This is a genomic window from Polaromonas sp. P1_E3 (assembly GCF_056405935.1).
The window spans coordinates 21,839-35,460 of the sequence record NZ_JBFUBD010000005.1; the positions used below are offsets into that span (position 1 = coordinate 21,839).

Sequence of the window (13,622 nt, forward strand, 5' to 3'; positions counted from 1 at the left end):
CGCCGTGCACGGCTGCGGTCGCAAGCCATGGGCAAAAGAGGAGAGGCCTGGACGTTGAAAGAACATCATGATTTGGGGCCCGCCGTGGTGGAAGGTGTGGCAGTGGCCGCGCCGGTAGACTCGAACACATTTTCGTCAAACTTGAAGCGTACACGCAGGTAAACGCCGCGCTGGGTATAGGCCTCGCCCGCCAGGTCGGCAGCGCGGAAACCCTTGATGTTGTAGCCCAATGACACCCACATGTTTTTCCAGGCCAGGTAGCCGACTTCCACGCCCACGGCTGTTTCCGCGGCACCGTTACCCCACATGCGGTAAGCCTGCAGGCTGACGTCCCAGCGCTCGGTGAGATCCCAGGTGGAACGGCCGCCGATCAACTGCGTGAAAGAGCGGCTGCTGATGCCGTTGGACTTGTCGCGGCCCCATTTGGCGGCATAACGCGCGCTCGTCACCCAGCTGCGGCTTGGCTGGATATTGAGGTGCGTGGAAAGAATCAGTCCCGACTCGTCACGGCTCAGGCCGGTACCCAGGGTGCTGTCTGAATCTTTTTTGTATTCGATACGGCCCAGTGCATTCCATACATCAGTGCTCACCGGGCGATAGGCGACGCCTGACTGGGCTGTGATCAGTTCACGTTTGCCTCCCGTAACGCCCAGATTGGTCTGCTCACTGTAAAGACCCCGGTTGAGCAGGGTCCAGCTGTCGTCCAGCTTGTTGGCCAGCGCGCCGCTCAGCAGCCAGCTGCTGGAGGTGGATGACGTCTGCCACTGCACCTGGCCGGATGCTTTCCAGGTGGCCGCGGCCGTGTAGTCGGCTCCGACCGTCACGGCGCTGGAATCGTCGATGGTCACGCCGGACAACGGCTTGATGCGCTGCAGGCTGGCGGTCAGGCCCACGCCATTGTCCAGGCGCCAGAGCCTGCGCAGGCCTACGGCGGCTTCACTGCTGCGGCCGTTGATGCTGTCACCCATGCGGTACTCATTGAACAGCTGCGTGCTGTCCGGCAGTTCCGTGTTGATCCCGGCAACGGTCGTGTACTGCGACGTCGATGCATTGAGGGTGTAAATGCTTTTCAGGCTGTTGACGAAGTCATGGCGTGCGTACAGGCGCGTCGTGGAATTAATGGCATAGTTGCCGCCGACGCCTACCTCCCGGCCGCCGCTGCCGTCGATCGCATATTCGGCCAGGCCATAGACGTCGGCTTGCGGCACATCCGGAACCGGCACCGTCACCTTGACCCGGGCCGTGGTGTAGCCGACTTCTTCGGAAGACCCTGATGCGAGTGCCGTGGCGGAAGGCACCACGGGAACCGTACTGCCAGGCAGCGCAGGGCCGGAAAGCGCTGCGGCGGTATTGGCGCTGCTGTAGCGCACGCCGACTTCCACCTTTACGTTGCCCGGCAAGCTGTGCTCCAGCTTCAGGTCTGCACCGGTTTGTGCTGCACCTGTGACGCTGTTGGCTGTGCGCAGTGCCTCGGCAACCAGCCGGTTTTTTTCATCAACGGCATAACCGATCTTGGCACCGTATTCGGACTGCCCGGCCGACTGCACACTGTTGGGATTGTAAAAACCCGCACTGGTGCGAGCGCCCCAGACACGCGCCTGCAGCGCCTGGTCATCATGGCGGACTTCCACGCGCTGGCCCGAGCCGTTGCCTTGCAGGTCTGTGCTGCTGCGGGCAATTTCCCCGGTGGCCACGGTCTTTTCACCCAGCTTCGCAGTTACGTTCAGTCCGTTGAGGTTCTGGCGATTGGCGGGATCGGTGTCCTGCATTGCAGACGCGCCGAGCGAGATGCCGGGAAGGACTTCCAGACGCGCTTCGGCACCGGCGACCGTATGCTTGGGCCCGCCCGTTTCCACCGAATAGCTGACCCGCACGAAGACCGGGTTCAGGTCGGCATCGACGCTCGGGACCGGGGCCTTGAGCAGCAGCTGGCCGCTGAAGGGCTCAATTTCGTAGTCGGTGAACTGCGTCAGCGGCGTGTCATTGATGATCACCGACGCCTGGCTGCGGCTTCGCGTCAGGATGTCGACCTGCTGGCTGTTAACCACACCGTTGATATTCAGGCGGAACGGCCCCGACGTGCCGTTGGCGCGAAATTCCTGGACCAGCTGCGTCGTTGCCGTGCGGCTTGCAAAGCCCTCCACGGTCACGGCGCCTTCCTGGTAGCGGCCCTTGACGCCGTTCAGTGCGCGCGAGTATTGCGTCAGCTGGCGTGCAGCGTTGTCGCTCTGGGTTGAATAATCACCGAGCAGTGCGTAGTTGGTGCCGTTTTGCAGCATCACGTAGAGCTTGCCGGTGGACTGCGCATCGAAGCCCCGAGCCGACGAGTCGCCATACACGGGGTAAAACTGGTTGGGCTGGATGTCACGGAACAGCGCCGTATCCGAGGGCTTGTCGGAGTCGTATGCCAGCGTCAGCAGTGAAGAACCGAGAACCTTTCCCTTGAGGAACAACGCGGTGCGGGCAGCCGCATCACCCTTGCCGCCGGAAAAACTGCGCGACGTGCTCCGGATCTGCCGCTCGAACACATCGCCGCTTTGTGCGGGCTGCAGTGCGGAAGGATTGAGGCTGCGCAGATTGAGTGTTCCCTCCACAATGCCCGCCGCAATCATGGGCCGCAAGTTGGGCATGAATTCAATGGCAACCGCGGACTTGACAGTGCCGCTGGCAATACCCAGCTCGGCCTTGCCTGGCTGGGCGGGCGGCAGCAACAGAAACCGGCCTTCGCCACCTTCAACAAACACCTGCGTGCCGGGCTGGCGCGCATCGAGGTCGGGAGTCTGCCACTGGCCAAGGCTTGCCTGCAGCGTCACTTGTGTTCGCGCGGCCACCGGCAGGCCTTGCGCATCACGCAGCGAAATGGTGACCGGTACGGCAGTCGCGCCGTCAGCAATCAGCTGTGCAGGCGCACCAACGTCGATTTTTGCCAGGGCGCCGGGGGCCAGGATGGTGACTTGTGCCGTTCCACGTGCATTGCCAAAGCCGTCAAGCGCGCGCACATTGAGTGTGTTGCGGCCTGGCCTGAGGTCAACACCGATGTACTCCCAGGCGACGACCCGGTTTTTCTCCAGGCTGCTCTTCTTGCCGACCTGTGTGGCGGGTACCAGTTGTCCGTTGAGGGTGACTTCAAACGTGGCTCCCAGCGGGCCCTTCACCCGGACACGGGTCTGGGCGGAGGGCAATACCTGGTCGTTGATCAGGCCGACAAACCCCGTTTCGCCATTCAGTTCCGGCAGGAGCTCTTCCAGTGGAACAACTGCCTGCGCGGTTTCGGCAACTGAAACCGCGGAAGATTGTGCGGGCTCCGGCGCGATCTGCAAAGGCGTGTAAACAGGTTTGGGCAGCCCCTGGGCGCCGGGCGCATAAGGTCCGCCCGGATCACCCACGGCGCCCAGGGTACCCGGCAGCGGTGTCGCCGGACCTGCGGCGGGGGTATTGTTTTTCTGTGCGCCAGGCAGACCGATCGCGCCGCTGGAGGGAAGCGTCCGGCTGTCCACCGGGGCTGCACGGCTGGACTGCAACAACTGGCCCGCAGCCTGGGCGATCTCTGAAGGATTGCCCAAGGCCTTTCGGCGCAGCGCGATCTGCTCCTGAATGGCTGGCGTGCATTCGGCGACGGCAAAGTCGGCCTTGTGGAGCTCGCCATTGGTCAAATCCACAAAACGGCTGGCAGCATCGAACGCATTTCGGTTGTTGAGCACCTGAAGCGAGGCGCCCACAGGCAATGTGGTGCTGTCAACCTTGGCGACGTGGGTGCGCGGCTCCAAGCCGTAGAAGCTGTATTTGCCCTCTTCATCGGTCACCGCGTAATTACCGTCTTCCAGGTAAATGCGAACACCCGGGATACCCGGCTCGCCTGCGTCCTGCACGCCATTGCGGCTGCAATCGGCGAACACCTTGCCGATCACATAGGCCTTATTGGAAAACACACCGCCAACGACCTGAATACGAACGCTGGAGCGGTTGGATCGCACCGCGCCGCTAGCGGCCTGTGCGGTGTTGATGCCATCGCCGCCCTGGCTGCCCACGCCCACGCGCACGCGATACGTCAGCGTCGGCTGCGCGCCCGAAGCAATCGCGCCCACCGCAAATTGAAGGCTTGGACCCGCACCGCCTGCAGGGTCGGCGAGAGGCGCGCCGTTGAGCCGCGCCGTGCCGCGCACATAGGCAAAGCCGGCAGGCAGGCTGTCGCTGACCACCACGCCGGGGAGCGTCGCCGCGCTGACGTTATTGAACTTGATCGAATAGTCGACAAAGTCCCCTATCTCAGCCGTCTTTTTGTTGGCGGTCTTCTGGATGAACAGGCCACCGGCGCCGGCACCGGGATCCAGTGGCACATCGAAATGCACAGCCACGCCCGCCACCACAAAATTGCCGCCGTAAGAACCCGGCGTGTCAATCAGGCGCCCAGCAGGCTGCAAGCCGGCAGGAAGCAAGGAGGGATAGGTAAAGCCCGCCGGCTGGGTAATGACCAGCCGGTACGTGCTGTTGGCCACGAGCGGGAACTCATAAAACCCGTCAGCAGCCGTTACGACAACGCTGGGTGCCGGCGTTACGCCATCGACCTGGAACACAACCGCCGGTCCGCCGGGAACGCCGCCATTGCCGGCACCGGTGACGTCGACCAGCGCTACCGTGGCGCCGGCAACAGGCTGGTTGGTGGACGAATTGAACACGATGCCCGAAGGGTCCACCAGCAGCGTGGTCGTCGCCGAGACAGTGATGCCTCCGCAGGACGAAATCGTGGCGGTCACGGTGTCGTTTCGCAGCACTTCCAGTATGCCGTCGCCGGAAGCCACGATATGCGTCGCCGCGTTGGCTGTGGGTACCTGGGGAAAGATGCGGAAAATGCCGGTATTGGGGCCGGTTTCTACAGCGGTAAAGGTTTCCGTATCTCCGGTAAGCCGGCTCACAAGCGTTATCGGCACCGTGCCTACGGTCGTGGAGTCGGCATTGCACACCGCGGCATTGGCCTGCACAAACAACGGACGGCCGGGCGTGCCGAGGGTGGTCCGGTTGGCATAGGAAGCGCTGCTGTAGAAAAGGATGTCTGCCGCGTAGGCCGGCAGTGGCAACACCACCGTGTTGCTGGTGGTGGTCAACGGTGCAGCGGCATCGGTCCAGTCCGCATAGGCCGTACCCGACACATTGCCGGACGCGTTGGTGTTCACGCTGACATTAAATGTTCCCTGGAACAATCCGCCTTGGGGCAACGCGGCAATGCCCCAGGCAACGGCATCGACTGTGGCGCCGCCCGGTACTGCAGTGACGTAACTATTGGCCGCGTTCCCGAGCAAATGGTAGAGCGTCTGGGCACCGGGGCTTGTGGACGCCAGCGCTGAAACAAAGGCAGTATTTACCGGAATCGGGGCACGCAGGATGAACAGCGCCGCGGGTGCGCTATTGACAAGCACGTTGGCCGGACTGGCCGCCATGTTCCCGTTGTTGATGGCCCTTGCCGTAAAACTGAGCGCACCACCCTGGGTGGCGGTGGCCGACGAGGCTGAATAGCTGACCTGGATTGCTGCACCATTGGTGAGATTGATCGTATCGGTGTTGGTCGCGCTGGCCCCCTGGATCTGGCTCACCGCGCTCAGGGTAATCTGCGCCGTCTGGCCAGGCGTCGCGCCGGGCGGGATCTGGCCCGTGATCAGCAATCCGGCATTGGCGCCAACGGCAACCATCACAGGACCACCGGCGGGAATCACGGGCTCACCGGCGTCCGACAGGCCGTTGCCATTGACGTCCAGCACCACCTGGAGATTGAGCGGTGTGAAGGCGCTGCCCCCGGCCACGCTGGCCGTGACCAGGTAATTCGTTGTGGCGTTGCCGGTATTGGTGAGGTTGTGGTTGATCGTGAATGACGAGCCCACGCCGATCAGCAGGTTCTGGCTGGACGCCAGCGTGAGTGCTTCGAGCGTTGTCACCGTGGTATTCACGGTGTTGGAGTTGAGGTGAACCGTCAGGCCGGTTGCCGTGTCCACAAAGGTCGCGGCCGCCGTGTTGCTGATCACCGTCCCCGCCGGGGTCGGCGCCGCCTGTGCTGCTGCCCAGAAGAGCAGCAACATGCAGGAAATCAGCAGCTTGCGCAGCGGGCGAGGGAGCATGGTTGACGGTTTGTTGTTCGGTTTCGACAGGGCGTCGCTTTCCAAAGGGCACGCGGTCGTGCCCTTGGAAAAGCGGGGAAGCTTTCGCTTCCCGCGCTAGAGGTCAGTCCCGGTTAAGGGTTGATACGCACACCGAAGGTCACGATCGCCGACTGACCGGGAGTCAGGGTGCCGATCGTTGCGGTGACGGTGCCGGTAGTGCCTGCGGTAGGCCCGGTGATAGTGCCCACCGTGGTGGCAGCCGCGCTGCTCAACGTGGTGTAGCTCGGCGTCGCGTCGGACACGACGACGGCGGTCGCATTCGCGGATCCCACGTTGGTCACTGTGATCTGGTACAGCACGCACTGGTTGGGACGGGCGCTCAGGGTGGCTGCCGCGTAAACCGTGCCACCGGTAGCACCGGCGCATGCCGTGTCCAGGGACTGTGCCTTGGTCAGCGTCAGGTTGCCGGCGATCACGGTGGTGCTGTCAATAGCGGTGGATACGGCCGGAACAGTCGTCACATAGCTGCCGTTGCTGGTCGTAACCGTGATGGTCGTGGCGTCCACGGCACCGGGCGTTGCGCCGCTGGGAGCGATCACCTTGTTGAACACCGTGATCGATGCACCAGGAGCCAGGCCCGCAGGCAAGACACCCGCAGCATGCAAGGTACTGCTGATCTGGGGGTCGGTCGCGTCGAGCACACCGTTGGCGTTGGCATCGTAGTACAGCGCGGAAGTCCAGCCGGCCTGGTTGTTGCTGCTCGCAAGCGTCACAGTACTGACCGTACCGTTGCCTTCCAGCACGTTGCCGGAGTTGGTCAGGGTGTGGCTGTAAACGTAAGAGCCACCTGGGTAGGTCTGGCCGGCGCCATTGGGCGTCAGCGTAACCAGGCGAACAGCGTTCACGGTCACGGCGTCATGCAGCGTGTCCGAGGCGTTCGATGTGGGCGACAGCGTGCGGAAATACAGCTGCGTGGTGCCTGCCGCAAAGCCGGCCGGCACACCGACCACCGCGCAGACGACGACGTTGCCGCCGGCAGCCACGGAGCCGGTGTTGGTGATGGTCGCGCCGAGGGTCGAGCAATTACCCACGCCGCCGTCGGCACGGAAGCTGACTGTCCAGCCGGCGGGCAGCGTCACACTGGCAAAGGTGCTGACCGTGCTGGCGCCCAGGTTGTAGCTGTCCGGCGATGGACCGGTGTTGTTGGCCACAATGGTGAAGACCGTCGAGGCGCCGGGGTTCAGCGTGTTGGTGACCTGCGCTGCACCTTCACCGTTGGCGAACACGCCCGCGCCAGGAACACCCCCCGCGGTCGGCAGGTTGTTGGTGGCGTCAACTGCTGCGCTGGCCACTGCCGTCAGCTGGTCGTTGGCGCTGGCCGTCTTGGTCGGGTCAAACACGGACGTTGCCGTCTTGGCGATGATGAAAGGCGCACCGGCATTGGTCGCGTTCGGTGGCAGCGTGGCTTTGAGGATCACGTTGTAGGTGGCGCCTGCGGCCAACGGGCCGGTGTCGACGGTTCCATCGCTGTTGGTATCGACCAGCGGCGTGACACCATCACTCTTGAAGAGCTGGAAGGTCGTACCGGCCGGAAAGTTACCCGAGCTCAGCGTCATGTTGAAAGTGTCGGAGCCGTTGCCGGTGTTGGTCACCGTGTTGGTGAAACTCACCGTCGAGCCGGGTGCGGCTGGGCCGGCCACCGTGGCGCCGCTCAGCGTCACGGCCCCGGCTTGCAATACCGTGAAGCCAAAGGTGTTGGAGGTGCCTGCCACCGTGGTGGCGCCGTTGTTGTATGACGTCGTCGCGGTGTTGTTCAGCAGGCCGGGCGCAGTACCTGGAGCCACGGTCGCGCTGAAAACGATGGTGCCCGACTGGCCGGCCGTCACCTGGTTCAGCGTGACCAGCAGGGTCTTGGTGCCCACCGTGTAGCTCGAAGTCAGGGTATTGGGGGCGGAGCCGCTGGAGCCGCCGCTGTCGCTCAGCGCCGTGGCGCCGGTGACACTCCAGCGTGCGGAACCCGCGGTGTAAGTCAGGCCTGCCGGCAGGACGTCGGTGATCGCCACGGCGGTAGCCGTGCTGTTACCGTTGTTCGTATAGGTCAGCGTGTAGGTAATGGATGTGCCGGCGGGGCCGCTGGGGACGCTGCCGCCCTTGGTCAGCGCAATCACCGCATTCGTCGTGGCTGTGGTCACGTCGGTGTTGGACTGGGTCTTCGTGTTGTCGAAAACGCTGGTGCCGGTCACCGTGATGGTGTTGGTCTGCGCCGCCGTGGCCGTGCCGGGCAGCGTGGCAACCACGATGAACTTGAACAGGCCGCCTGCGGCCAACGCGCCGGTCGAGGTGATGGCGGAACCCGTGGGCGAGCCGCTGCCGTTGTCGGCAAAGATCTGCACGCTCGCCATCGAGAACGCGCCGGTATTGCTGCTAGTCAGGTTGAAGCTGTCGGTGCCGTTACCTGTGTTGGTCAGGGTGTGCGGGTAATACACCACGCTGCCGGGTGTTGCGTTTTGCGCGCCGTTCGCCGCAAGGGTCAAGCTTGCAATCTGCTGCACCGTGGTCTGCACCACGTTCGACGTCACCGTGCGCGTAATGCCGGATGCATCCGAGTACGTAGCCGAGGCCTGGTTGCTGATTGACGTGCCCGCGGGCGGCGGTGCCGCATGCGCCGCCAGGCCGGCCAGAGCCAGCGCAAGCGCGACAAACAATCCCACAATCCAGTGGGTGAAGAAGTGCTGCAGCCCTAAAGGCTGCGGACTCGAAGGATTGGCATACATGGCTTTTTCTCCTGGCTACTTAACAACGGTGAATCAACAAACAATTAACGGGAAACAGAAAGGCGAAATGCGCCGTCCGCAGGGCGGAAGGCGCAACGGCAGCGGAAGCCGGCCGTCATCACGGTTTGGCAGCCGGTGCGGCTGCAGGTGAATCAATACGCACCCGAAGGCTGACTACGGTGCTGGCGCCCGCTGCCAGGGTGCCGATTTCCCAGCGCAGGGCGCGGTAATCCGCCAGGGGAACAGGCTCTTTACGCACGCTGCCGTCGGCTTGTTTAACCATGCGTGTCAGCGGCATGGGTGCAAAGGCGCTTCCGTCGGTAGAGGCCAGGGCCTGTGCCGGTTCGGCGCTTGCTGCGATGAAGGTGGTGCCCGGAGGCACCGGTATGGTGGCCAGGAGCTTGCCTGCCGTGGCAGTACCGGTATTGCGATATGTGGCGCTGTACTGAAGAAGGTCACCGGGCTTGCCGTCGCCGGCAGGTTTGAGCACGGGCTTGCCTCCCACCATCTCCACGCGTTGTGCCAGGAGTTGGGAGGACACGGGTGAGGCTTGCGCCCATACAGCATGGCCAAATACCAGCCCGGCGGCAAAAATGCAAAATTTCAGGGCAGATTTCATGGAATAACGTCCTTTCGTGACTCTCGGCAAATGGCTGGCGCGAAGGCTATACGGGTGGCGCCAGCGAACAGATGCGCATAGATATGTACTAAGTCGTAACTTTATGTTACTTATCAGTTTTTTGGGGCTCGATTACGTCACACCGCGGCAATAGATGTGAATAAAAACGATATTTCTGTGAGAAAAATCGCAGAAATGTACCAATGGAGTTGAATCTTGAGCTAGACCCAACCAGATAGTAACATCAAGTTACATATTAACACGAGGGAAATTTATGGAAAATTTCCATAAATTAATATGAAGTACTTATTTTTTGACGGAGTGCTGGCCGGCAGTGTTAAATATGTAACAAGCGCGGCGACGAATCACAGCCGCGGGCAGACAGGGTAGAGCGGGCGGCACATCCCGGAAGGCAGGTCCAGATCAACAGAGGGAACCGAGTGCAGGGCAAATGCCTGCAGCGTCGGCAAACGACCCGTGGACGGGCCGGGTTTGGATTCAGGTGTGGTTGTTCCAGGCCGGCCGCGTCATCAGGAGACGGGCCGCCTGCCGCCGGTGTTTTACTTGCAGGGCAAGCCGAAGCAGAAAGCGCGAGTCACCTCACGGTGTCACGCAAGCGTGCAAACACCTTCCAGAACGCAGCTTCCTGCGTGGTCGCAAAGTTGATGCGCATCAATGTGCTGGGGGTGCGTGCCGCATGAAACAGGCCGCCAGGCGCGATCAGGTAGCCCTCGTCCAGCATGCGCTGGGACAGCGCATCGGTGTCGACGCCCGTATCCACCCAGCCGAACAGACCGGCGGGCTCCGCCGCAAAGGTGCAGCCATGCGCCAGCGCCAGCTTGACGCTGCGCGCGCGCGCACCGTCTAGCCGGGTGCGAATACGCTCAGCGTGGCGGCGCAACTGCCCCTGGTCTATGCACCATGCCAGCGCCTTCTCGAGCAGGGCTGGTGTGGTCAGGGTGGCCAGCAGCTTGGTGTCGAGCAGGCGCTCGACAAGGTCCGGGGGTGCGGCCATAAAGCCGACCCGCCAGCCAGGCGCCAGGATCTTGGCGAAGCCGCTGACGTAGATCGTGCGCTGCAGCCCATCGAGCGCGCATAGCCGCGTGGCATGCTCCGGCGCCAGGTGGCTGTAGGTGTCGTCTTCAACGATGTGAAAGTTGTGCTGCATCGCCAGTTGCAGCACGCGATGGGCGCTGCCGGGCGTAAGGCAGTAGCCCGTCGGGTTATGGAAGACGCTGACACTGACAAACAGCTTGGGCTGGTGGATTTCGCAGTATTGCGCCATCACCTCCAGGTCAGGGCCGTCGGCACGGCGCGGCACCGGCAATATTCGCATGCCCAGCGCATCCAGCCGGGCAAACTCCACGGCCCAGCCGGGCTCCTCCACCATCACGCAGTCCCCGGCACGCAAGAGCGTGCGGCTGACGATATCCAGCGCATGGGTGGCGCCGACGGTGGTGATGATCTGCTCTGGCGCGGCGTGCACATTGAGTGCGCTGAGCTTCTGCGAGAGCGCGCGGCGCAGGCCGCTATCGCCCATGGGTTCACCGTATTGCAGCGAAAAGTCCCGCAGCGCGCTGACACTGGTGACCTTGCGGACGGCGGCCGGCATGAAGGTGGTTTCGAGCCATTCCGGGGGAAACACACCCATGCCGGGCTGCGGCTTGTTGCTGACCTTGTGGAACATGCCGCGGATCAGCGCCGTCGCATCGACCGGTGCCTGACGCGTGGCCATCCAGGTCGCAGTGCTCCAGGTGCCTAGGGGCGCGAGATCCGCGGCCATTCCCGTTTTTGCAGTTGCTATATTTTTTATAGCTGCCGGCGCTTTTGGAACTTGCGCCAGCGCGGCATTGAGCGACGCATCACGGACAAAAAAACCGCGATTCTTGCGAGCCACCACCAGGCCTTGAGCCAGCAACTGGTCGTAGGCCGCCACCACGGTGGAGGCACTGACGCCCTGCTGCTCTGCGCAAAGCCGCACGGAAGGCAGGCGCGCCCCGGGCGCCAGCAAGCGGCTGCGGATGCGTTCGGCAAACCGCGCCGACAACTGTTCGGTGAGGGACTGTGAAGCGGTTTTCATCAACATGGGGGTGGCCTTGGCACGCCCTGCAGGCGGCATGTGTGCTGACAATTTAACCAATACAGTTTGGAGATTTGTACCAACAACTGTACTGGTGGTGTATTGCTTTCAACTATAAAGTTGAAAACATGAACTGGCAAGAATTTACCGCCTTACTGGTGCTGGCAACAGCAATGAGCTTTTCGCCGGGGCCCAACACGACGCTATCAACCGCGCTGGGCGCCAACCACGGGTTGAAACGCGCACTGCCTTTTGTCTGCGCGGTGCCGGTCGGCTGGGGCGTATTGCTCCTGGTGTGTGCCCTGGGCCTGGGCGCACTGGTTCTCGCCGTGCCCTTGCTGAGCTGGGCCGTGAAGATCATCGGTGTGGCATACCTGCTGTGGCTGGCCTGGAAGATTTCCCAGTCGCGCCAAATGAGCGAAGCGGACGCGGCGCGCCTGAACGTCACTTTCTGGCAAGGCGCCGCATTGCAGTTTGTCAACATCAAGGCGTGGATGCTGGCGCTCGCCATCGTGAGCGGCTGGATTGCGGGCCGAGAGGCTCCGGGCACGCGCCTTGCCATCGTATTGCCGGTGATGCTGGTCTACGCGTTTGTCAGCAACCTCACTTACGCGCTCGCCGGGTCATTGCTGCGCGAGTGGCTGACCGGCCCGGCCGGCAGCGGGCAACGGCTCCGGTGGTTCAACCGAGCCATGGCACTGGTACTCGTGGCCACTGCCATCTGGATGCTTTTTATATGACACCCGCATCCGCAGACATAAACAAAGGGCTATGGCTCGGCTTGCTGGGCATCGTGATTTTTGCGGTCACGCTGCCCATGACACGCCTGGCCGTGGGCACGCCGGATGCACCCCAGATGTCGGGCGTTTTCATCGCCCTTGGGCGGGCCACGGTGGCGGCCGCGTTGTCGGCCGCATTCCTGCTGCTCAGCCGTGCGCCGCTGCCGCAGCGGGCGGACTGGCTGCCCTTGGCCATCACCGCGGGCGGCGTGGTGTTTGGGTTTCCGCTCTTCACCTCGATAGCCATGCGCTACGTGGAAGCCGTGCACGCAAGCGTCATTCTCGGCGTGCTGCCCCTGGCCACCGCGGCGGTGGGCGCGCTGCTGCACCGCCAGCGTCCGTCGGCCGGCTTCTGGCTGTGTGCGGCGCTGGGCAGCGCGCTGGTGGTTCTGTTTGCCATGCTGCGCTCAAACAGCGCAGGTGGGCTGTCCATCCATTTTGCTGACCTTTTGTTGCTGGCCGCCTGTTTGTGCGCGGCCGTCGGTTACGCCTACGGTGCGCGGCTGTCCCAGCACATGCGGGCCGAGCACGTGATCTGCTGGGCCTTGGTAATCTCGCTGCCCTTGACTTTGCCGCTGTCTCTTCTCACCTGGCCCGAGGCACCCCTCAAAGCCAGCGCCTGGGCCGGCTTTGCCTATGTGGCGGTGTTCTCGGCCTGGCTGGGATTTTTCGCCTGGTACCGCGGGCTGGCGCTGGGCGGCACGGTACGTGTCAGCCAGGTGCAGTTGGTGCAGCCGTTTTTGTCCATGCTGTTTTCTGTGCCGCTGCTTGGCGAACACCTGGACGCGGTCACTGTCGGCTTTGGGCTGGCTGTGATTGCCACTGTTTTCATCGGAAAAAAAATGCCGGTGCAGTCAGGCGCCCGCGTGCGAGCGGCCGAAGCGGGCCCTCTGCTCAACACCAGAAAGTTGTGATGTATTCAGCTGCTTTTATCTTTGAACCCGGCACCTACGACGAGCGGTTCCACACGCTGGACGCGCTGATCGAAGAAGCCGCTCGCGCCACGCCGGGCTACCTGGGCGCGGAGTCCTGGCGTTCGCCGGATGGCGTGTTGACCAATGCCACTTACTTTTGGGAAACCGAAGAGTCGCTGCGCGTTTTTTCAGCACACCCCAAGCACCTGGAAGCCAAACGCCAGTACACGCAGTGGTACAAAGGTTTTCATATCGTTATCTCGCAGGTGTTGCGTTCCTATGGCGACGGCACCATTGCGCACATCACGCCGAACCAGCGAAAACGGGCTTGAGGCCGGCCGCCGCCTTTTTTCCTGCTCTTCAAAAA

7 protein-coding genes are annotated in these 13,622 nt (G+C 62.8%); 3 read left to right on the plus strand and 4 right to left on the minus strand.

The genetic code is table 11. The annotated features are described in order from the left end of the window. Positions 1–65 precede the first annotated feature (65 nt). From AC1D0Z_RS02145 to AC1D0Z_RS02160, 4 genes are all read right to left on the minus strand, one after another. Positions 66–6,107: an SdrD B-like domain-containing protein gene (locus AC1D0Z_RS02145; RefSeq protein WP_477656594.1), complete on the minus strand. Its 6,042-nt coding sequence runs from the start codon at positions 6,105–6,107 to the stop codon at positions 66–68. Positions 6,108–6,220: 113 nt separating this feature from the next. Then, entirely contained in the window at positions 6,221–8,863 is a 2,643-nt protein-coding gene (locus AC1D0Z_RS02150) for a beta strand repeat-containing protein (protein WP_477656595.1), read from the minus strand. A 118-nt stretch (positions 8,864–8,981) separates the two neighbouring features. Then, positions 8,982–9,482 carry a hypothetical protein gene (locus tag AC1D0Z_RS02155; protein ID WP_477656596.1) on the minus strand — a complete coding sequence of 167 codons (501 nt, stop codon included), beginning with the start codon at positions 9,480–9,482 and terminating at the stop codon, positions 8,982–8,984. A gap of 595 nt (positions 9,483–10,077) precedes the next feature. Further along, on the minus strand, positions 10,078–11,568 hold the full coding sequence (locus AC1D0Z_RS02160) for an aminotransferase-like domain-containing protein (protein WP_477656597.1): 1,491 nt from the start codon (positions 11,566–11,568) through the stop codon (positions 10,078–10,080). 122 nt (positions 11,569–11,690) lie between these two features. Here AC1D0Z_RS02160 and AC1D0Z_RS02165 point away from each other — a divergent pair, with 122 nt between their 5' ends. From AC1D0Z_RS02165 to AC1D0Z_RS02175, 3 genes are read left to right on the plus strand one after another with little or no spacing between them, the layout of a single operon-like run. Then, the gene (locus tag AC1D0Z_RS02165) at positions 11,691–12,302 is read left to right on the plus strand and encodes a LysE family translocator (protein ID WP_477656598.1); all 612 of its coding nucleotides are present in this window, start codon (positions 11,691–11,693) and stop codon (positions 12,300–12,302) included. Continuing rightward, positions 12,299–13,255, plus strand: coding sequence for a DMT family transporter (locus AC1D0Z_RS02170; protein ID WP_477656599.1), 957 nt, complete (start codon positions 12,299–12,301; stop codon positions 13,253–13,255). The genes AC1D0Z_RS02165 and AC1D0Z_RS02170 overlap by 4 nt, the downstream gene beginning before the upstream one ends. Beyond that, positions 13,255–13,587 carry an antibiotic biosynthesis monooxygenase family protein gene (locus AC1D0Z_RS02175; protein WP_477656600.1) on the plus strand — a complete coding sequence of 111 codons (333 nt, stop codon included), beginning with the start codon at positions 13,255–13,257 and terminating at the stop codon, positions 13,585–13,587. The genes AC1D0Z_RS02170 and AC1D0Z_RS02175 overlap by 1 nt, the downstream gene beginning before the upstream one ends. Positions 13,588–13,622: the final 35 nt, after the last annotated feature.